The organism is Duncaniella muris (genome assembly GCF_003024805.1).
Lineage (GTDB): Bacteria > Bacteroidota > Bacteroidia > Bacteroidales > Muribaculaceae > Duncaniella > Duncaniella muris.
Window position 1 is genome coordinate 16,696 of sequence record NZ_PUEC01000018.1, and the last position, 21,129, is coordinate 37,824.

Genomic DNA, 21,129 nt, shown 5'->3' on the forward strand with positions numbered 1-21,129 from the left:
GACTATAATCAATATATGGCCAATTATCTGACCATTGCGAATCAAAGTGAAGCGGCTTTTCGTGAAAAGATGAGCCGCTTCATCTCTTTTGCCATTCCGGTCACCACGGCTGCGGAGGCTAAAGAGTATGTGGCGCTGTATACAAATGAGTATCACGATGCGCGCCATGTGTGCTGGGCCTATATGCTTGGATCAGACAGGAAGGAGTTTCTTTCGTCAGACAACGGAGAACCTTCCGGCACTGCCGGCAAGCCCATACTCGGCCAGATCAACTCATTCGGGCTGACCAATGTGCTGATAATCGTTGTCAGATACTTCGGAGGGATCAAACTTGGCACATCCGGCCTTATTGCAGCTTATCGTGAAGCGGCCCGGCTGGCGATTGAAGCGGCCGAAATCATAGAAGGCCGCGATATGACAACTCTCAGCCTGACTTTTCCGTATCTGGCCATGAACGATGTCATGAAACTTGTGAAAGCTCAGAATCCTGCCAATGGCCGTGAATGTGTGAAAATAATTTCGCAGGATTTCGATAACACCTGCTCCATGACGTTGTCTTTGCCTCTTGATCTTCTACCGGAATTATCCGGCCGTCTTGAAGCGATATCCGGCACATCTGTCATCGCCCCTGAGGATTCTGAAAATTAAGAGCCGGTTAGACAATAAATGTTAAATTTATACAACCCCACATAGTGGCATTGCAGATTCCCGTGTCAGGTCTTGTCTTACAGTCATAGAGGCGCAGATCAGTAGCCTTTGCGGTATTTGTCTTCTTCGGAATCTTCAAGTATCGACAGGTATGATGCGTAGCGTGACTCTGATATCCGGTGATCGTCTACTGCCTCTCTGACGGCACATCCCGGTTCGTGAGTGTGTGTGCAGTCGCTGTAGCGGCATTCCGCTCCGGTTTTGAATATCTCAGGGAAAAAGTGGCTTACCTCATGGCGGTCAAATTCGAGTGTCCCGAATCCCTTTACGCCCGGAGTGTCAATGATTGCAGACGGCTCGTCCATATCCGGCAGATCAAACATTTCTGAAAAGGTAGTGGTATGCATGCCGGTGTCATGAGTCGATGAGATCGAGGCGGTGGCAAGTTGCAGTCCGGGAATAAGATCGTTGATCAGAGTGGATTTGCCAACTCCGGAATTGCCGGAAAACAATGTCGTTTTTCCTCTGAGATTTTCACGTAGAGTCTCCAGCCCTTCACCGGTTTTGGCCGATACTTTCACCACTGGATAGCCGATGGATTCATACAGATAGCTTGCGGCGTTGAGATATTCCATTGCGTCAGGATCATCTTCAAGCAGGTCTATTTTGTTTATGACTATAACAGCCGGCACACGATAGGCTTCGGCTGTAGCCAGAAAACGGTCAATAAATGTGGTGGAGGTTGTTGGATGGAAGAGTGTCACCACAAGACATACCTGATCAAGATTTGCCGCCAATATGTGGGCCTGCTTGGAAAGGTTGCTTGCTTTGCGGATTATATAGTTGCGCCGGGGTGCAATCGCGGTGATATAGCCCGTGTCACCGTCAGGCAGACTTACGGTCACGTGATCTCCGACAGCCACTGGATTGGTAGTACGGATTCCTTTCAGCCTGAAATTTCCTTTTATCTTGCAGTTAAGGTCTTCGCCGCTTTCGGTGCGCACGAGATAGCTGCTTCCGGTATTTTTGATTACAGTTCCGGTCATTTCGATTTACTGTTTGATTGTTTGTCTAAAAATTGCGCCGCTCTTTTCTTGTCCACGCCGAGTTCGATTGCCTTTAGTGCATCGGCCTTGGCGTCGTCGGGCCGATAGCGCATTTTATTTAACGCTGCACGGTAGAGATAGAGTTCACCATCATCTGGGGTCATTGATAATGCTGCGTTGATATCATCCGAAGCATCCTGTAGATTTCCGCAGAGCATGTGGCAATAACCGCGACCACTGTAGAATTCGGCATCCTTGTGCTCTTCAAGAACTTTGTTGTAATAGGGGATGGCTGCTGCAAATTCTCCGGTCCCGCTCAGTACAGAGGCACCGGCTATGTTGGTCTCGGTCTCGGAGGGGAAATTACGCTCCATGAATTCGAAATCAGCTTTCGCGGTCTTGAATTTATGAGCTCTTAAGGCGAGCAGACAGTGATGAAAACGAGGGCTGATAACCGTCGAGTCAAGTTGCAGGATCAGATCATAGTCCTTGTATGCCTCTTCTTCCATTCCGAGTGCAGAGAGAACGCGGGCGCGGTTGCTGAGTATGGTGACTGATGCCGGAGCCATCACATGTGCGTCAGTCAGTATGGCCAGAGCCAAAGAGTCCTGACCCATATTGAATCTGATTATTCCGAGATTCGACATGAGAAGAATGTTTGATGGGTTGCCGGGCTCTAACTTCAGAGCTGCTGTCAGAGCCTCGGCTGCTTCTTTCCATTTCCCTTCGTTGCAGGCCTTGTCGGCTTCATCTACTTTTTGCATGTAAGGGCTGTCCTCTTCCGGTTTGGCCGTTGAGGCCGTGGCGGTGAAACAGGGTGTCAGTATGGATAATATCAGTATACTTGTGCGGAATATATTCAGAAGTATTTTCATTTTGGAAACTATGGTGGTGAAAGAGAGGGCGCCGACCGTGAATGGTGGCTTGAAATCAATTTTCAGACAGCTTGTTGCGGTAGTCACGAGGCGACATGCCGGTAAGATGCTTGAAGTATTTCCCGAAAAACGACTGGTTGGAGAAGTTCAGCGCCAGACTTATTTCCTGGATGTTCATGCCAGTGCTTCGGAGCATGAGTTTTGCTTCGAGGATCACACGGTGATCAATCCATTCTCCTGCGGTCTTTCCGCTGATATCTTTAAGTACAGCAGAAAGATGCTTTGGAGTTACAAAAAGTTTGTCGGCGTAGAAATTGACCGCGCGTTCTGATTTGAAGTGGGTTTCAATCAGGTCAATGAAATTGGCCAGTAGTTCTTCGCGCCTGGAATGGTGACTGTGGTCTTCCGATCTTGAGGCATAGATGCTGAGGGTGTTGTAGAACAGGAGTTCGCAGCTGGCGCCGAGAGTCAGTTTGTTGAACGGGCGGCCTTCAAGCCTGATCTGCTTCTGGAGCATCTCATAGATCAGATACTGGCTTTCAAGTTCCTCTGCAGTCATCTCGATGATCGGGTTGGAGTTGTAGTGGAGAGTGTAGGGGGCTACGAAATGGAGCGATGGCAGAATTTCGTTCAGCTTGTCTTCATGAACCACAATGAAAAAGCCTTCGAAGTCGTGACTTTCTTTGCACTGGCTGATGATATGGCCGGGTTTGAGGACCATAAGAGAATTAGGCCCCATATACCTGGGGGCGACATCAACGGTCGCTGAAATCTCGCCCTGTCTGCACACGGCTAAAAGCATGTGGGCAAGACGTGAGGGAAATTTGACGTTGCTGATTTCAGAAAGTGAGCGAAACACTCTTATTGTTTCATACGGACGGTCGTGTAGAGCTGAGATCATCGGAATCAATTGATGTTTGTTTCGCTGCAAAGGTAGGAATTATTTCAATAGAAAGTGGTCAGTTTCTCGCTTTTTTGAGTTTAAAGTTGTTTCGGGTGGTTAAATTTTGTCCAGTTTGGCGGTCAGCGTATTCCACGTCGGTTAAGTTCGGCCTGATAGCGCCGGGCATTGGCCATGTGTGTTGCATAGTCAGAGGCAAAGTTGTGGTAGCCTGAAAAGTCTTCTTTCGCACACATGTATATGTAGTCGTGTTTCGGAGCATTCAGCACCGCGTCAATTGTTGCAGCTGCCGGTATTCTGATAGGTCCGGGTGGGAGTCCGTTGACTTTATATGTATTGTATGGCGATTCGATAGCAAGGTGCTTACCGGTGATTCTGCGCAGGGTGAAGTCACCTGTTGCAAACTTGACTGTTGGGTCGGCCTGCAGTTTTATCCCTTTTTTGAGACGGTTGAGATACAGACGCGCCACTTTCGGCTTTTCATCGGCTTTTGCTGTCTCTTCCTCAACAATGGATGCAATTGTCGCTACCTGAGAGGGTGTAAGTCCAAGGCTTGCGGCTTTGGACCGGCGCTCTTTGCTCCAAAATCGGTTGCGGTAGTCAAGCAGGCGTCTGACCACATTGGCCGGAGAGGCGCTCCAGTAAAACTCATAGCTGTCAGGAATAAATGCGGCCGGGAAGTTCGGCCGTGAAAAACCGCTGTCAGGCAGGACTTCTTCACATGCACGCTGGAATTCATCAGGAGTGCATTGAAGCTGTGAGGCTATACGCTCAGACAGCTGTTTCATGGTTCTTGTGCCGTTGAACCGGACATCGACAGGTGTCTGGCGTCCGCGTGCTATGCGTTTGCTGATATTCAGTGCGCTTTGGCCTCCACTCACTTTATAGGCTCCCTGCGAAACATCAGAATTTCCTCCGAACAGTTTCCAGATTATATAGACGCGGGTACCCATTGATGATCCCAGCGAATGTTTCATCGAGTCTTTGACTGCATTTGTTGAGATGCCCTTCGGAATATAGATCCACTCGCTTTTGCCGTCTTTGGCGGAGTAGGGGATAAATACGAATCCTATGGCCGAGCATACCGCTACGAAGATAGCGATTGCTCCGATGAGCAGTCCGAGGCTGTGTCTCTGTCCCCATGACTGTTTCTTCTTTTTCTTCCGTTTAGTTTGTGTTGCCAGGGCTGTGAATTTTAAGGGGTTATTCTGTCTGAAACCGTGTTTAGCGAAGATGGTGGAGCGAATCAAGCATTTCCTGCAGACGGTCGCGGACCTGCCTTAGCCGCTGCACGGTCTCGAATTTTTTTGTAATGCCGTCGCGATTGCGTTTGAGTTCTTCTTGAGCCGCTTCAAGTTTCATGCCTTTGTCCTTGACGAGGTAGCTGATCATGCGTATCGCTTCGATGTCACGAGGAGTATAAAATCGTGTGCCACGGTCGTTTCTGCGTGGATTGATTGTCGGGAAGATGTTCTCCCAGAAACGCAGTGTTGACATTGGCAGTCCTACCATTTCGGCTACTTCGCTGATTTTATAATATTTTTTGCTCGTGCTGTCCATTGGCAATCGGAGGCTGTTAGCTCAAATTGCAGGCAAAATTAGCCATAAAATCCGAATCTGACAATACTTTCTACGAATAGAGCAGAGCCTTGTGCGGAGGGGTGTCTAAAAATGTTGCCAGATACTCTCCGGGGACAAGGCTCTGCCGGTATGGCCTGCTGTTTCTACAGGCGTTTAAGTTCTGCTTCGGAAGCCGGAACTCCTTTATATGCGCTCTTGCGGGGCTGAAATCTGTAGATCAGGCTAAGAGCGATGCCTCTGCGGTCATAGCTCTGCTTTTTGTCGACAAAGACACCACAGGTGTTCATTGTCCAATCGTTGTTCGCGGTGTTGAATATGTCAGTTGCCGAGAGTCTGACGGTCAGAGATCTGTTCAGAAATGTTTTTACGACGGAAGCGTCAATTGACATCCATGTCGCACCGAATCGGTTTGTGTGCATGTCTCCCTCTGTCTGTCCGTTCATATTGGCTGTTATCGACCATCCGTGAGGCAGTGAGAACGTATTGTCAAAGTAGTATGAAAATATAGGCTTATTGTGGCTTGTATTGTCGAGAGTCAGCCATTGTCGATACAATCCGGCTGTGACATTCGGTGTCCAGCAACCGACGGGCTTGCTCCATACAAGGTATAAGCTGAGTGCGGTAACGTCAATGTTGACCGGGTGCATGAGCAGTTGCAGGCTGTTTGCTGGATATAGTTCCTTGATGTAAGCGTATGTGTCAAGGCTACGTGTCAGATCGCCCTGTAGTATAAAATCTTTCCACATCCCGAAAAGCCTGATGTCATGCATTCTTTCATCACGCAGACTTGGATTGCCACCCTCTATTTCGTGTTGCCCGACATAGTTTAACGATCCTGTAAGGCGGGAATATGGAGGTTTCACCGTGGACATTTTATAGCTCAGGCTGATCTGAGCGTCATTATTGAATGTGTAGCCGAGCGAAATGTCTGGTGTAAGCATATGGTCGCGGCGGCTTACGTCTTTATCGCGCTTTCCATCGGTCTTGAAGTCATAGTCAACATACTCGTATCTTGCTCCGGCAGAAAGAGAAAACTTCCCGAACATGCGTGACCATGACGCGAAAAGCGCGGCTGAAGTCTGCTTTGTGTCGGTCAGAGAGGATGGAATGTATTCTCCTATCAGGTTGTTGAGCATGTGGTAGTCAAGTCTGGTATGTGTGTAGCTGTCCTGTGTGCCTATGGTGAAATTCCCGTTCCAGATAGGGTAATCCAGGTAGAGTTTGGCAGCCCAGAGAGAGGATTTGCGCTTATCCGTAGAGTTGACATCCGGATCTGCTGATTCAGGATATGTCGTTGCCACGCTGCTGTTGCCTTCCGAGATACGGAAGTCTCCGTCAAAATGGATTCTGTATTTGTTTGCAAATGTGTTCTCATAGTACACTGATGCGAGGTGGCTGTGGGCACGGATGTGCTTGTCGATATCACGCCTAAGTGCAGGATTGTTGTCAATCCATTCGGTTCCGGAATTTTTAAAGTCGCCGTGTTCAGGATTGTAGCGATAATATGCTCCTGCTGATTGGGTGCCTTTGGCATAGTTGAAACCAGCTTTGACAACTCCTGTTGCTGTAGGGTAGGAATTGTTCTGGCTGCTACCTACCACTGTTTTTGTCCCCTCATATGTGAGCGCGTTTGTGGTGGAGCCTTTAGCAAGTGAATTATTGTAATTTACTGAACTGTTGACAAACAGATCCCAATTAGCGGCCCGGTAGCTGAGATCAAGATCATCCATGACCGACCATTTGCGTCGTCGCTGAACCCGAAGCTGGTTGGTGGCCGAGAGGCCATCAATGAAATTGCGCCTGGTCGTGATTTTCAGCACTGCGTCTGTCGTACTTGCGTAGGCTGCGCCCGGAGCCATCAATAGTTCTACTTTTTTCAGATTTGAGGACAGTATCTGTCGCAGTTCCTGCTCATCGCGCATCTCTCGCCCGTTGATATAGATTTCAAGGTTGTTTTTGCCTATGACACAGACGGCATCGTCCTGTACCTTTATCATAGGAAGTTGGGCGAGGACATCGAGAGCATTGCCGAGTGTGGCAAGCTTCGAGCCTGGAATGGTAGATACAAGAGTTGAGCCAACGAGTTTTGTGGCAGGTTGTTTTGCCGTGACAATGATCTCCTGCAGCTCATGTGTGAGGCTGTCAGGCACTGCTTGATGTTGAGCTTTCGCCGTAATGAAGGCAAAAAGAATGGTGAGACCTGTGATGAATGTTTTTGTGTTCATGCGAGTAAGATTTATGCTGCAAAATTACTCACATAACCTCTGTCAATCCAAAATAATAATCTGACCGGGCTGATTGTAATCGATTGATAATAAGGGGTGTGTTTTATCGGCTTTCGGAAAAGTCTGACCGCTGTTGAAAATGACTTAAAAAACAGGCATAATGTCTGGGCAGCCAGACGCTGCGTTCTCTTTGAGGCGCGCTTTCAGTCGTGATTTACGTTTGTATATCACATCGACGGATTCGCCAAGGAGCAGACTTGCTGTGCGAGTCGAAAGTCCGCTTGCGAGATAAACCAAAAGTTGATAGTCTTCCGGCTTAATGGCTGGGTAATACTCACGGACTTTGATGAGAAGATTGTCGCGGCAGTCGTTTACGGCCTGCTCCATGTCAGGGAAAGAATCGGTGCGAACAGACTCGATTTCAGCTTTTACTTTGTCGATTATCGCCTTTCGTTCAGTTTTTGTGCCTTGCGACTCATAATATGTCTGGCAGAGGGAGTCAATTAATGTAAAACGGCTTTCAAGCAGGCCGTGGAGCTTTGATTCGAGGCGCCCGATGTCATCACGGTTGGCATCAATCTGAATTTTAAGCCCGGAGGCCTCAGACATCAGTGCATCGTTGCGGGCTGACTGTAATCTGATGCGTTGTCGCATCCAGACGATTGTCATGGTGGCAAAAAGGAGAATGACAAGGCCGATTATCAACTGCATCTCACGTTTGGCCCTTTCTTTATACAGAAGGAACTCCTTTTCTTTCTGTAGGTAGAGCGCTGTGGCAAGAGCATCGGATCCACCGGTTGACTGTATCAAGGCTTTAAGCCGTGAAGCTTTTTTGTGTTCATCAGTCTGGTTGTGCCTGTTGTAGTAGTCTACGGCTATATTTATTATAGTATCTGTGGGTGCTGAGAGTCGGTTGATAACCATCGCCTCGCTGTAAAGAAGCGCCCAACGAGCCATCGTGGCTGAGTCGCGGAATTCGGACACATCAATGCTGTTGAGCCGAGACATAGCTGCGGATGGATCACTCTGCATGAGGCGTTCGGCCTCATCAAGCACTACCGGATGCGAACTTGAATAACTGCATCCGGTGACAATGACCATAATGACTATGTAAAGCAGACTACGCATGATGCAAAATTAAGCAAAAAATTCTGTACCATACAATATCGGCTTGTCTTTATTGTCAATCGGCCGCTATTTTCAGAATGACGAATGGTGATTTTTCAGATTATGATGCTGTTATACATTGTTATATGGGTTAAGTTAAATTGTTTTAAAAGCGAGTGCGGAGAGTGGTGAATTATCTGAAATTCTGTGATTTTAAGCCGGATTTAATTATGCCTGATAGCATCTTTTCTCTGCCTTTGATCTGCAATTAGCCGATAAACTCAGAAGAATTTTTTAACTCTCCAAATAAAAAATTATGAAAAAACTATTGCTTGTCTCTGTTGTGTTGATCCAGTCATGTATAGCGCTATTCGCCCAACAATTATATAATGACAGTACTTATAGTTATAGGGAGATACGATTCCCTCTGACAGAGAGTGACACGAATACTGTTTTCTACTATTTCAATGATGAATGGATTCCGGGGCTCATGCTGGAAATGGTCGAGCCACAATCAATAGAGAAGATTGAAATTAAAAATGACAATTTTGGGAATCAGGCAGTTTTCTTTACGTTGCCTTCAAAAACTCTGTCTCAACTGAAAACGAAAGCCGATGAAATCAGAAAGCATCTGTTTGAAAATTATGATCCTATATGTGAATTTCCGGGAGGTAACGGTCTGTTGAAGGAATGGTTGAGCGCCAACAACAGAATTCCGGAAGGATATAAGGGACATGAAAGGGTAGTGGTTTTGTTTAAGGTTCAGCCTGACGGTGAAATCACAGATGCTAAAATGTTGAAACAGAGCAAAAACGAGGCTGTCAATGAAGGGGCTTTGAGGCTGGTTGGTGAAATGCCTAAGTTTCGGGTCAAATACTATACTCCAAAGAAGATGCCGGTCGGAATGGCTCTCCCGATTGTGTTCAAAGATCCGAATGCAATTTATATCAGATAAAAAGGAGTCGGTTTACCAGTCATCATCGTCAAGATCATGGTATAGATCAAGAGTATCTTCTACATCATCGTATATGTCATGATCGTATTCGATTTCGTCAAGGCGGTCTTGCAGTCTGTCTATTTCATCTTGAATACGGTCATAGCGCTCTGACATGATGTCGCAATCGTCAAGCTGGCATTCAAGTCTGTCTATACGGTCTTGCAGAGCGTCAGTGTCATTATCGCTTATATCGTCGGCGTAGCGGGAATGTTTGATGTATGGCTGAATTGGCTTCGACGGCAGTTTTGGAGTTATAAACAAAAAAATACCGACAAGACTTTCGACGGCAAAGTGATATGAATTTTAAGCAGTTTCTAAGATGATGCGTTGTCATTAGAAGTTAGCAGTTTGTCTATAACGTATTTATCAGCTTGTGCTCTGGAGGTGAATTTGATCACGTTTCCGCTGAAATTGTCTAAGAGTAGATTTATGACCGGCAATTGATCGGATGAAAAATTCAGGATCCATTGCCGGAATTCTTCGTCAAGGACGAACTCGGTCCAGGGTATATCTTCTCTCGGTCTGCCAAGCCTGCTGATGGCTCCGTCAATGCAGGCTTCTGATGGAAGATCGAAAAGAAACACAGTGTCGGCTTTCTGAAGCCTCATCGGGAGTGTGCGGAGGTAGTTGCCGTCAATGATCCAGTCTTCATAATTGAGTATTTCAGAGAGCCTTGTGTCAAATTCATCGTGAGTCACTGTCGTTCTGTCTGGCTTGTGCCAGATCATGTCGAGATAGTACAATGGCAGACCGGTCTTAGCGGCAAGTTTACGTGCAAAAGTGCTTTTCCCGGCTCCGGGGCAGCCGATGATCAGGATGTGTTTCATGATTCTGTGGTTCATATTTTGCACATAGAGTTACCTTTAATAACAAGTATAAAGCCGGTATGGAGTCAAAAAGATATAGCGCATCTTTTGTCAAATATAATGATGGTGATATCCCCTCGAAAAATCAATTGCAAAGATATGATTGTTTATGAATCGAGTCAATAGATTGTGCGGAAAATGGCGGCTCCCGATATGTCGATAGAGTTGGCAGACCGAGCTCTGACCCATGATGAACTGTGGGCAAGGCAGAATGTGGCAATAAAGAGAAACAGCCTTGATTTTATTTGAGATCAAGACTGTTTCCTATTTGTCAAAAAGCACCGACGGATTAATAATGTTAATTCCGTTTAATAAAGAGGAGTTGGAGACACCTAAGATTCAGGTTCAAACATATCCTTCCCAACTCCGCATTCAGGGCAGAGCCAGTCTTCGGGGAGGTCAGCAAATGATGTACCGGGCGCAATGCCATTTTCAGGGTCTCCGACAGCAGGATCATAGATCCAGCCGCAGACAGTGCAAACGTATTTGTCCATAAATCAAATGTATGTTTAAAATAGTTGAATTAATTTGTCAATGGCTATAACACCGGAGATGTCTGATTTGTTTATTGATGCTGATGGAAAAAATCCTTGATCTTTTAGTCCTCTGAATAGATCGAATTTCCATGCCTTGTTGATAGACCGGTATACCGGTAGCTTGTTTTTTGCAAATGGGGGAGGGAGAAGTTGTTGATCTATAACGAAACAAACTTCTTGGTAAGGTGCATACCTGTCGGTAAGTTGTTGGTTTATTTTGGGTTCCATGTAATTTCGCAGTGTGAAAATAATAGGAACAAGATTGAAAATTAGTTAGACAATGAAAAAAAGTAATAGTAATCAATGGCAGCCCCAGGCGTAATGGAAACACTCTTCGTATGGCTGATTCAGTGGTTGCCGGTATTCAAACTGTGCTTTCGGAAGTAGAGGTGAAGTGGTATGATCTTTATGAATTCAGGTATAGTGGATGTCGCAGTTGTTTTGCCTGTAAAGCGAAGGATGGTGGTAGCTATGGACGATGTGTGATTGACGATGATTTGTCAGCAGTGCTTGACCAGATCGCCGATGCAGATTGCCTGATAGTTGCATCGCCAGTATATCTTATGGATGTAAGCGGTCAGACGCGGAGCTTTGCCGAGCGGTTGTGTTTCTCGTTGGGCTCATATGAAAAGGGCTACCGGTTGCTTGCGAAGAAAAATATGCCTGTCGTAACGGTCTACACCATGAATGCACTACCAGAAATGGCCTCCTACAGGGCATTTGATAATATAGAATACTTCCTTGGACATATATTTTCACTACCACGGCGCCTGTGTGCACTCAATATTTATCAATTTCAGGATTATACCAAATATGTAGTCGAGACATTCTCCGAGCTGGAAAAGGCATACTGGCGTGACGTGCATTTTAAGGATGATTTGCAAGCAGCTTTTGATGCGGGCAAAGATATCGCCGGACAATTGCATGAAGGGTAGGGGACGGCGAAAGTCAGTTTCGGGCTTGTTCTTTTATATTGTTGTCATCGACATACGGCCCGGATGTCAAAAAAACAGAAATAATGACTCCCAAAAAATCGCATATGAAATAAGTTTGCAATTGTGACAGATAAAAATGAATGTTTTTGTCTGGAAGAATCAGTTTGTGCGGTTGATGATGCTGGTCTTACTGGCAATCATCTGATGTATAATGTGTTGCTGCTCATATGAACGGTGCAGAATGATCTTGAACACTGAGTTGAGAAGATAAATGCGAAAAGAAAAACGAAAAAAATCATTTTTTTTGAAAAAATATTCAAAAATATTTGCATGATTAAAAAAAACTCTCTACCTTTGCATCGCTTTTAAGGAAAAGCCCACTTGAAAACTCAAGCGGTCACCGACCAAAGCATTGATTCGCTAGCTCAGCTGGTAGAGCACAACACTTTTAATGTTGGGGTCCTGGGTTCGAGCCCCAGGCGGATCACGAAAGGGTTCGGAAGAACACCGCAAAGCACTGAAATCAGTTGATTTTCAGTGCTTTTTCTTTTTGGTGAAATTGCAGGATAACGCAGAATATTACCTACAGGCGTGTACAAAACGTGTACATCGTGTTTCGTGTACAAAAATGTACACGGTTACACGGAAAGGCCCGCAACAGGTTGAGGACTGCACATTTGCAGAAATTCAACTTTGAAAAAGTGGGGTTCTGCGGGCGGGAACGCGACCCTCGACCCACAATTCGGGTGTGATACGGCTAATTTTAACTTTATTTAAGATTTGGCCTTGTCCGATGATTTTGTCAGTCGTCCCTGCTGTGGTCTTCCCCATTCTGCCGTGTGAAATTCGTGTACAATGTTAAATCTCGCTGAAAAATCGGCCGGATGTACACGGTTACGCCACCGCCGGAGTATCATGTTCCGAAGCGCATTTGGAATCCGGGTTAAAAATGAGTATCTTTAAGTAACCATTAAACCCGTAAGTAACATGACAAACAACCCTTATTTCACCCTGACCTTCTTCACAAGGAAGCCAAGGTCGGAAGGCTACACCGACCACAAGGTGTATGTCAGAATTTCAGTGGCAGGTCAGCAGACTGACCTCGCCATAGGCCGCTCGGTCAATCCTGAAAACTGGGACCAGAAACGCAAACTATCAAAAGGTCGCTCCCGGCGCGATCTGGAGCTGAACAAGTACCTCGATGAGATACGGGCCAGATTCTGCGAGATACATACCAATCTCGTGCGTGAGAAGAAACTCGTCAACCCTATTGTTATGCGCGACCTGTTTCTCGGCAAAGTTGAGAAGCCTAAGATGCTATGTGAGATTTTCACTGAATCCAACGCAAAGAGAAAAGAGGAAATGGAGCGTGGCGATATGGTCAATGCCACCTATCTTCGTTGGGAGCGGTGTGTGACCTACCTCGGCGAGTTCCTGCGTCTGACTATGAATGTCGATGATATTCCAGTCAGGGATGTCACGGCAGGAATGATAGATGATTTCGAGCATTTCCTGCGTGTCAGCAAGAACTGCGCCAACAACACGGCTGTGAAGTACCTCCGCTATCTCAAGAACACTATCCAGTATGCCATCGCGCATAAGTGGATAACTGAAGACCCGTTCATCGGCAGAAAGTTCCACCGTACTCAGGCGAAACGCCAATTTCTGACTGAGGCTGAGATTATGGAGATTCTCAAACTCGACTTCTCCATGATGCCGCGTCTGGAACTTGTCAGGGATACATTCGTGTTCTGCTGCTTCACCGGACTTGCATTCTGCGATATAAAATCGCTTCAATGGAGCGACATCGAAAAAGACCGCGACGGCAATATGTGGATACGCAAATCCCGCGAGAAAACCGGCGAGTTGAGTATCATACCGATGTTGGAGGTGCCGCGTCAGATAGCCGACAAATATGTCAACCACCCCGTTGCAGTATCTACCGGAGTCGTGCTGCCCGTTTGCTCCAATCAGAAAATGAACGCTTATCTCAAAGAGATTGCGGATCTCGCAAAGATAACCAAGCCTCTTACCACACACATCGCGCGACACACTTTCGCGTCTCTGTCGCTCAACAACCATGTCCCTCTCGAATCAATCCAGAAGATGCTCGGACACAGCGACATCAAAACAACGCAGATCTACGCGAAGATTCAAGACCAGACCGTCTATGAGGATATGCAGACCATGCGCAACCGATTTGACAGACTGAGCATCAACAGATGACATCAACATCAGACAACTGAAAAGGGAGAGCTACCGGTCGATTCGGTAACTCTCCCTTTTAATATTTGGGTATGTAGATTGAGGACAGGTATTCCTCTATATCCGTTTCTTCATAAAGTATCTTTCCGTCAAGACGATAGAACGGAATAATGCCTCTGTCGCGGAAGTCCTGCAATGTTCGGCGCGAAATACCGAGTCTTTCAGATAACTGGGCATCAGTAATAAAGCGTTTACCCATCAGGAAAGGTTTATATTCCAACGCTATTTCCTCCAGCATCTCAATATTCCGCCTTCCCATCGAGAGGAATTTTCTTATAACGTCATGTTCTTTGTCATATATTTCTTTCACTCTTGCCTTTGTTTATTTTTGAATATACGTCCTCTGACTTGTAAAAACATTTCCGTCCATGTTTTACATAGCCGATTTGTCCGAGCGTTTTCATAGTTCTCACTTTCCGGGTTGAAACACATAGCAGTTCCGCGACGGTCTCAGTTGGAATCCATTTGCCGGATTGGATTGAGCGGCACTTCTCATACATCGCCGCAATCAAAAGGGACTGATACTCCATTATCTCGAACATTGCATCCAGTGCCTCTTTGTCGATTCTTACGTATTCCAATGTTTAGCGGTTTCAAATGTGACCGAGTGAAAAAAGAAGGCGGAGTCCCCTCCGCCTTCAACCACTAAATCCGCAAGTCGTATGTTACATAGACTGCGATTCGATTGCGAATTTAGTGAATTATTTTCAAACGGCGGTTATTTTCAGTATAATTTGGCTTCAATCGGGGCGAATGACAGCCCTTTGCCCTTGCCGCGCACAACGATGTCGTAGAACTCATGGCCGTGACGGTTGGTGAACATTATCTGCGATGTGTAGCCGTGGGTCAGAAGGCTGGCGACCTCCTTGTCGGTGAACTTGTGGCCCATGAACTGCAAAGGCATGGTGAATCCGCAAACGTGGCATTTCGCAACGCGGGGATAGCGGATAACCGAGTGTCGGCCGCATATCGGGCAGACATGGGTATCTGCCTTAGCCGGGAACAGACGGTGGTCGGTGATGAGCTGTTCGGTCTTGTCATAGATCCATTTGCCATACTCATTCATGAGCTGCGCTCCGCCGACACTGTTCTTGCGGTCGCCGTAGAGCCGTTCAACCTCTACCTGATATGCCATAAGGTGACCGAGGGCATAAGTTGCGTTGAAGGTTTCAAGCAGGAGATTTCCCTCGCCGGTGATTGCAGGTTCACCGCATACGTCCAGAAGAAGGCGGTTGTCGCGGAGACGGTCGAATGCGTCCGCCACATCATGGTGTGCCAATGTGAAAGGCATACCGGGATTGTATTTGTCCGACAGTGAACGGAGCAACATTGATATTGCGCAGAGAAGATCGTTCATTTTGGGCGCTGTGGGAGCCACTGAGGTGCGGGAGAATTGGGATTTACCGGTGAGTTTCACTTCCACGGCCTTAGGCACCTTGATGTCGGGGGTGTAAGGGATAGTTCCATAGAACGGTTCGCCGTTGATTTCCACCTCGATAACCAGCTCGTTCACTGCGGTAGGGCCGGCAAGGTTGGCATAGAAGCGAGAACGGATAAGGTCATATACACGCTGTTCATCACTGTCGAGGAACAGAGGCTTGTTGCCTGAGATGATGATGCCGTGATTGCCGGAGATTGTCCCGTCGGCGGCAAAAGGATACTTCCTGCACCATTTGTAGCGGCGGAGTTCATCGCGCAACGATTCGGGCAGTTTTGCGCATGATGTCAGGGGCGACGAGATAAAACCACGCTCATAGAGGCTGACGGTGATGTCGCGGGTTGTGGAGAAATTAAGATTGAGTTTTTCCCATGCCTCGCTCTGGAGTGTGGCGAGAGTGAAGAGTGCCGGAGCCGGACTCATCTCAGTGTCGAGCATAACATCGGAAGCCTCGACTGTCGCCGGAACACACAGAGTCTTGTATGCCTGCGCCGCCTCATCTTTGGTGGAGTATGTCGAACAGGGATAGAACTTGATGTCCTTGCCGAGTGCCACGCCGCTCACCATGACGGAATGGGTGGTGACGGGAACGTGTTGGCCACGGGCTTCTGCGTCGGATTCAAGATAGTTCTTGACGGCGGCAAGTACAAGCACGTCCTGACGGCAGATAGGCGACTTCATTTCCTTGAACAGTGAACGGTATGCTTCCGAAACATTGTACTTGAAAGCCTCGTCCATCGCCATGCCCACAAGTCCTGTTTGGGCGAGATTATGGAACTTACGTCCCCACTGACGGGTCTTGAACGCCGACTTGATTGCCTTGCGCTCCAGACGGGTCAGGAACATACGGCTTGTGGGTGCGCCGACTTTGAAGAAACGGCAGATGTTGGCGAAACGTCCCTGAGCGTCGGCTCCGCCGTCGGACGCGAAGATTACCTCATCGCCGCCACGGATAAGTTTGCCAATATAGTCGGCATAGGTCTTGTCCTCGGTCGAGATTCCGTAACGGCCGTTTTCATCAGGAGTATGTCGGATACCGTAGGTGTAGCGTTCCGGCACGATGGGGAGAGCGTCCTTGCCGGGAAGCACTCCGAGTCCGAAGGGACGGATGAAGTCAGGAGTGACGGTGATGACTGCGATGTCATTGTTATAGATTACGCCGGGAACGGCTACATTGGTGGTTACGTTAAGGGCGCGGGCGATGGCTGAAGCCACGGGAACGGCCTCGGTGATTATGACTTTCATGTCTGTTTTTTAGAGTTTGTAAATTGGGGTTGTTGGCGGCTGACACTCTCAGCCGGGAGGTTTGGAGAGAATGACACGGGGAGTTCGCGACCTCCCCATGTCGGCGGGAGGATTGCCATATCATCGCTTGCGCACGCGAGGGAATGGCGGTCTGCTCAATTCAGAGCTTGCGGATAAAGTGGATGAAGGTCAGAGTTTGGGGCCTTTCGGCTTTTGCTGTTTCTTCTGCTCTTCGTTTTTGGGTTCGGTCTGCCCCCTCTGGAGAGGTTCCTTAACCACTTTTGTAGGTTCGTTGGTCTTACCCTCATTGTTGACGGCATATTGCGTCTTGCTCTCGCTGTCTATACCGACAACCTTTTCTTTGTCGGGATAGACATAGGTCTGCTTCGGACGCTGCTTCTCAGGGTCAAACTGGATATAGACCGTGCAGGGATTCCCGTTTCGATCAGGGATTTCACCTACCATAATCTGTTTGCCTGCACGATAGTCTGCTTGGGCAGTTTCGGAGAGCGGCACACCTTTCCATTTGGTGAGGTTCTTGATGTTGCCCTCCTTGTCGAGCCATGAGTTGTACTGCTGTCCACCCTGTTCCTGAGATTGTTCCCGCTTCTGGCGGTATTGTTCCGAGTTGACGAAAACCACATCACGCTTGTCGGCATTGTACTGGAGGTCGGCGGTAAACTTCCGTCCGTTGGGCAGCTCGATATGCTGCTCTCTGATTATGCCTCCGTCTTTAAGGATGCCTATCTGCTTCATGTCAAGTTCGATGTTGGCGACCTTGTTCTTGATGTAGATTTTATCCACGGGGATACTTTCAATCTCATTGGTGAGACGGTCGATGCTGACGAGCGACTTCTTGACCACCCCTGTTTTCGGGTCGGTAAGGTCAACAGGTCTGCCCAGATTTCCTGTCTTGCGGAGCTGAGTCTTGTCCTCGTCCGTGAAGGTATAGCCTTTATAGGTTTTGTCGAGCTGAGGCTCGTGCTTCACGAAATGAGGCGTGAGGGTAAAACTGCCGTCAGGATTGGACTTGAACGATAGCCGGGCCTGTGCCTCGAATTTCTCGCCGCCGATTTCCGGTCTCAGGGTGAAAAGCTGCGGAGACTTGTGGTTATAGACCATCTGCTGCAATGCTCCGGACTTTTCGAGGTCATCTCTCTTGATGCCCCATTGTTTTTCGATGGTGTCCCAGTCAACTTTGTCGGGGTTGACAGGTGCCATCTTGATTGCGGTCGAAGTCTCCTTGGCCGGAGTCTGGTCATGCTGTTCAGTAACCGTCTGTTCCTTTGCCATTGATTTGACGTCAACCTCAAAAGGTTTAAGGAGGTCGGCGTTAGCCACAGGGTCTTGGAGCATATCGGACATCGCCGGACCGATTTTGTCGAACTCAGTTTCAGGAATCTTGAAGAAACCGAATAGCGAAGGGTTCTTTGCCTGTCGGATGAAGTTCGACATGAAGGCTTCGAGGGGATTCTGACCTTTAGAGAATTTCACAAGGTCACTGAGCTTCGCGGATTTTACATCCGCCATTTTCGGGGTGCCGTCGGGATTCTGTCCCACGACTGCGCCGACCTGCCCTGTTTCGTTGTTGCGGGCAATCAGCACTTCAGGTTGTTGCTGTTCTTTGTTTTGTTCCATTAAAATTATTTGGTTAAACATTACGCCGGACTTGCGGCGCGATAATTATCTCTGGTGACGTTGACGAAGTTTTGTAGAACGTAATCGTCAAACTGGTCTTGGGTCATGAATATGGTGCGTCCATCATTGCTGATATAGTATTCCATTTTCCCCTCGGCTCGCATTTTTCTGATTGTTCGGGTCGTTTTGTTAAGACCTATTGCAAGATCCTCAAGCATTATTATAGTACTACCTTTGTAGGAAAGCTGAGGCTTGTCAGATTTCTTTACGAGCTTTATCATTGAGTTGGCAATGGAGTTCAGCAAATAGACCACAATGGTCATGGTGTCCATCATCCACTTGGATAAAGGGGTTGTGTCCCTCGGTTGATCTGGTGGTTTTGTATTCATCATATTTGTCGTTGTTTAAGTTTTACGATGCAAAGTTACTGCGGCTTTTTCCGGGCATTGTAAGCACCGGATAAGTGCTGATGTTTTATTGCGTCAAATATTCTTCGATTGATGATTTTCAAGCAGTTACTCTTTAGCTATCATCTGGATTCATAAGTGAGTATCAGCATTTGAGTGTGTTATCATGCTGCAAGTTCGGCATTTACGACATCCACCATATTGTCGAGGAAGTATGTCACCCGGCTACCCTTTGCGGGACAGCGGCGTTTTATGCCGTCTCTTGCGTTCTGATATTTCTTCGGGTCGAAGTCAAGACCGAAAAGTGCATGAAGCCCTTTCTTGATATGGAGCTGGTACGCCTTATTCCCTCCATTTATGAATTTGCAGGCTATTATAAGGTGGATAAGTTCACAGAAGTCGGCATAATTACCGGTGAAAGTCACATCTGATGTTGTATCAGTCACTTTATTATTCTCAGCCACTGTATCCAGTGCGATTTTCGCTGAAACAGCCATCTCTATCTGGTTTAGCAGACATTTGGCTATTTCAAGGATACGCTTTGCATATCGGCTCAACAAGCCATTGGCATAACCGAGGATTTCGGCCACCTCGGAAATAAATATCGACAGGCCGGTGTGTATCACTCGCCATTGGCTGTTGCCGTGGGCATATTCCACGATTGTGGCTCTCATATCGGCGTAGAGTGCCTTGATGTTGCTTTCATCGCCTTCTTCCAACTGGTGAAAGAACTGGCTGTTCAGGAGGGTTAATATTTCCATTTCAATATCGTTTTTGAGTTATGCCCTTCTCAATATATTTAATTTCAACAAAGTTCAATATCCGATGTAAAATATTTGTAACACTCTATAAACCTGCAATATAAATCTAATATAACTCCGTGCGTTTGAATTGTCGAGTGTGTTAAAAGTGTTGGATTAACACAACACTATGTTGTGTATGCTACATAAATTCACGCAATATCAGCCATATTTAATTGTGCAACAGTATGTCATTCTAAAATAAAAATTGTATCTTTGTACTCAGTTTTGGCGAACAAATACCCTATACACATTTGTTATAATGGCAAAATCATTTTTAACACTCCCCGAAAGTCTTATGAATATAGACAATGATCCACCGAGTAATCGGAGCCTCCTTATCTACAGTTCCCAGATAGAGGATGGTAAAAAAATGGAAGAGGTATTTTCCAAACCGGGACGAAAAATACAGACCACCAACAGCATCAGCACTGCAAAGAAAATTCTTGAACGAAGTGATTGCACTATGCTGATAGTGGCAGTCTCAGGTAAAGACTGTGATGGTATAAAACTGCTTGAATGGACAAATGACACCATTTTAGGAATTAAAAAAGTTGGTGTGGCCATGACAGAGTCGCCGGATATATATAATAAGGTGTATAAGTTAGGTGCTGACCATTGCTTCTATTTTGATTCACTTGTTGTTGACAGACTTACAATTGCAATAGAAAAGTGCCATAAAGAAGACCAAAGATGGTTTCAACGGAATAGCAATGCTTTTCAGGGATGTTCGAGAAGGATAAATATTGAGAGCAACTCAAATTCCACGCTTCTCCTTTCAGGACCCCAAGGTGTAGGAAAAAGTGCGATAGCGCGAGTGATTCATGACAGCAGCCCTCGCCGCTCCGGACCATTCGTTGTGGCTGAGTGCGCACATTATCTGAGCGCGACTGAAAGTATGGATATATTCCGTGGCAAGGAAACAGGTGTGAAACATCCTTTGTATCGCAACCAGCAAGGCCTGTTGGCTCAAGCCAATGGAGGCACTCTTTACATTCATGAAGTTTGTATGCTGCCGTTGCACGTTCAGGAAGTGCTTGCCACTGTAATTCAACGCGGAGTGTTCACTCCTCAGAATCTTACAAAGGAAATCAAGTTTACCGGACGCATAATCCTATCGACAAAAGTAAATCTCGCTGAAAAAGTACGGGACGGTGATTTTTCCGAAGCCTTGTTTCATTGCATACACAGCAATGTTGTGATTGTTCCACCTCTTTCAGATTGTCAGGACGATATTATTCCTTTGGCGGAGTGCTTTATTAAGCAGATCTGCGCTGAGTCGGGTATCAAATCCCCTCGCCTTACAAAAGGTGCTATCAACAAATTGACCAACCATATCTGGACCGGCAATGTGCGGGAATTGTTCAGCACAATATCACGCGCTTGTTATGAGTTTCGTGGTGAAACATTAGGGAAAGATGATATAGTCCTGAATGAGATTCCCAAGAACAGAGAATCCCATACCCGTCATTATCGTGTGCAGCGGGCATTGAGGCAGACTAAAGGCAACAAGGCTCAGGCCGCAATGTTGCTCGGCATAAACCGCTCGACTCTCTATGCTTGGATTAAGGCAGAGGGTATTCCAAAGGATTATAGATAAGGATTTGAATGGCGACGCT

Annotated in this window: 20 protein-coding genes and 1 tRNA gene; 6 read left to right on the forward strand and 15 right to left on the reverse strand. The window is 46.9% G+C overall.

Annotation, left to right across the window (positions count from 1 at the left end):
* The first annotated feature begins 15 nt into the window (after positions 1-15).
* Entirely contained in the window at positions 16-648 is a 633-nt protein-coding gene (locus C5O23_RS08495; protein ID WP_107032522.1) for an IMPACT family protein, read from the forward strand.
* A 98-nt stretch (positions 649-746) separates the two neighbouring features.
* Here C5O23_RS08495 and rsgA read toward each other — a convergent pair whose 3' ends face one another.
* The 7 genes from rsgA to C5O23_RS08530 form a co-directional block, all read right to left on the reverse strand.
* On the reverse strand, positions 747-1,694 hold the full coding sequence (gene rsgA / locus C5O23_RS08500; protein ID WP_107032523.1) for a ribosome small subunit-dependent GTPase A: 948 nt from the start codon (positions 1,692-1,694) through the stop codon (positions 747-749).
* Positions 1,691-2,569 carry a tetratricopeptide repeat protein gene (locus tag C5O23_RS08505; RefSeq protein WP_107032524.1) on the reverse strand — a complete coding sequence of 293 codons (879 nt, stop codon included), beginning with the start codon at positions 2,567-2,569 and terminating at the stop codon, positions 1,691-1,693. Before C5O23_RS08505 ends, rsgA begins: the two co-directional genes overlap by 4 nt.
* Before the next feature lie 55 nt (positions 2,570-2,624).
* The gene (locus C5O23_RS08510) at positions 2,625-3,470 is read right to left on the reverse strand and encodes an AraC family transcriptional regulator (RefSeq protein ID WP_107032525.1); all 846 of its coding nucleotides are present in this window, start codon (positions 3,468-3,470) and stop codon (positions 2,625-2,627) included.
* Positions 3,471-3,592: 122 nt separating this feature from the next.
* On the reverse strand, positions 3,593-4,720 hold the full coding sequence (gene mltG / locus C5O23_RS08515; protein WP_240597755.1) for an endolytic transglycosylase MltG: 1,128 nt from the start codon (positions 4,718-4,720) through the stop codon (positions 3,593-3,595).
* Positions 4,695-5,030 (reverse strand): MerR family transcriptional regulator, encoded by a 336-nt coding sequence (locus C5O23_RS08520; RefSeq protein WP_107032526.1) that lies wholly within the window; start codon positions 5,028-5,030, stop codon positions 4,695-4,697. Before C5O23_RS08520 ends, mltG begins: the two co-directional genes overlap by 26 nt.
* A 164-nt stretch (positions 5,031-5,194) precedes the next feature.
* Positions 5,195-7,276 carry an outer membrane beta-barrel family protein gene (locus C5O23_RS08525; protein WP_107032527.1) on the reverse strand — a complete coding sequence of 694 codons (2,082 nt, stop codon included), beginning with the start codon at positions 7,274-7,276 and terminating at the stop codon, positions 5,195-5,197.
* A gap of 144 nt (positions 7,277-7,420) precedes the next feature.
* Positions 7,421-8,404 carry a hypothetical protein gene (locus tag C5O23_RS08530; RefSeq protein WP_133166531.1) on the reverse strand — a complete coding sequence of 328 codons (984 nt, stop codon included), beginning with the start codon at positions 8,402-8,404 and terminating at the stop codon, positions 7,421-7,423.
* Between the two features lie 295 nt (positions 8,405-8,699).
* On the opposite strand from C5O23_RS08530, the gene C5O23_RS08535 reads away from it, so the two are divergent.
* Positions 8,700-9,338 carry an energy transducer TonB family protein gene (locus tag C5O23_RS08535; protein ID WP_107032529.1) on the forward strand — a complete coding sequence of 213 codons (639 nt, stop codon included), beginning with the start codon at positions 8,700-8,702 and terminating at the stop codon, positions 9,336-9,338.
* Positions 9,339-9,350: 12 nt separating this feature from the next.
* Here the strand turns inward: C5O23_RS08535 and C5O23_RS08540 are convergent, their stop codons facing one another.
* From C5O23_RS08540 to rd, 3 genes are all read right to left on the reverse strand, one after another.
* On the reverse strand, positions 9,351-9,641 hold the full coding sequence (locus C5O23_RS08540) for a hypothetical protein (RefSeq protein ID WP_107032530.1): 291 nt from the start codon (positions 9,639-9,641) through the stop codon (positions 9,351-9,353).
* Positions 9,642-9,694: 53 nt separating this feature from the next.
* On the reverse strand, positions 9,695-10,222 hold the full coding sequence (locus C5O23_RS08545) for a P-loop NTPase family protein (protein ID WP_205743438.1): 528 nt from the start codon (positions 10,220-10,222) through the stop codon (positions 9,695-9,697).
* A 356-nt stretch (positions 10,223-10,578) separates the two neighbouring features.
* Positions 10,579-10,740 carry a rubredoxin gene (gene rd / locus C5O23_RS08550; protein WP_107032531.1) on the reverse strand — a complete coding sequence of 54 codons (162 nt, stop codon included), beginning with the start codon at positions 10,738-10,740 and terminating at the stop codon, positions 10,579-10,581.
* 335 nt (positions 10,741-11,075) lie between these two features.
* Between rd and C5O23_RS08560 the strand changes: the two genes are divergently transcribed.
* The 3 genes from C5O23_RS08560 to C5O23_RS08570 all read left to right on the forward strand — a co-directional run bounded on the left by C5O23_RS08560 (position 11,076) and on the right by C5O23_RS08570 (position 13,943).
* On the forward strand, positions 11,076-11,717 hold the full coding sequence (locus tag C5O23_RS08560) for a flavodoxin family protein (protein ID WP_107032533.1): 642 nt from the start codon (positions 11,076-11,078) through the stop codon (positions 11,715-11,717).
* Positions 11,718-12,131: 414 nt separating this feature from the next.
* Positions 12,132-12,204, forward strand: a tRNA-Lys gene (locus tag C5O23_RS08565).
* Between the two features lie 500 nt (positions 12,205-12,704).
* Positions 12,705-13,943, forward strand: a complete 1,239-nt coding sequence (locus C5O23_RS08570; RefSeq protein ID WP_016411861.1) for a site-specific integrase — start codon at positions 12,705-12,707, stop codon at positions 13,941-13,943.
* 58 nt (positions 13,944-14,001) lie between these two features.
* Here C5O23_RS08570 and C5O23_RS08575 read toward each other — a convergent pair whose 3' ends face one another.
* From C5O23_RS08575 to C5O23_RS08600, 5 genes are all read right to left on the reverse strand, one after another.
* Positions 14,002-14,292 (reverse strand): helix-turn-helix domain-containing protein, encoded by a 291-nt coding sequence (locus tag C5O23_RS08575; protein WP_107032534.1) that lies wholly within the window; start codon positions 14,290-14,292, stop codon positions 14,002-14,004.
* A gap of 414 nt (positions 14,293-14,706) precedes the next feature.
* Positions 14,707-16,665, reverse strand: a complete 1,959-nt coding sequence (locus tag C5O23_RS08585; protein ID WP_107032536.1) for a DNA topoisomerase — start codon at positions 16,663-16,665, stop codon at positions 14,707-14,709.
* A gap of 189 nt (positions 16,666-16,854) precedes the next feature.
* A complete protein-coding gene (locus tag C5O23_RS08590) occupies positions 16,855-18,303 on the reverse strand; it encodes a DUF4099 domain-containing protein (RefSeq protein WP_161553577.1) in 1,449 nt (482 codons plus the stop codon).
* A gap of 20 nt (positions 18,304-18,323) precedes the next feature.
* Positions 18,324-18,695: a hypothetical protein gene (locus C5O23_RS08595; protein WP_107032538.1), complete on the reverse strand. Its 372-nt coding sequence runs from the start codon at positions 18,693-18,695 to the stop codon at positions 18,324-18,326.
* A gap of 179 nt (positions 18,696-18,874) precedes the next feature.
* Positions 18,875-19,471, reverse strand: a complete 597-nt coding sequence (locus C5O23_RS08600; RefSeq protein WP_107032539.1) for a hypothetical protein — start codon at positions 19,469-19,471, stop codon at positions 18,875-18,877.
* Positions 19,472-19,883: 412 nt separating this feature from the next.
* Here C5O23_RS08600 and C5O23_RS08605 point away from each other — a divergent pair, with 412 nt between their 5' ends.
* Positions 19,884-21,110, forward strand: a complete 1,227-nt coding sequence (locus tag C5O23_RS08605; RefSeq protein ID WP_205743439.1) for a sigma-54-dependent transcriptional regulator — start codon at positions 19,884-19,886, stop codon at positions 21,108-21,110.
* Positions 21,111-21,129: the final 19 nt, after the last annotated feature.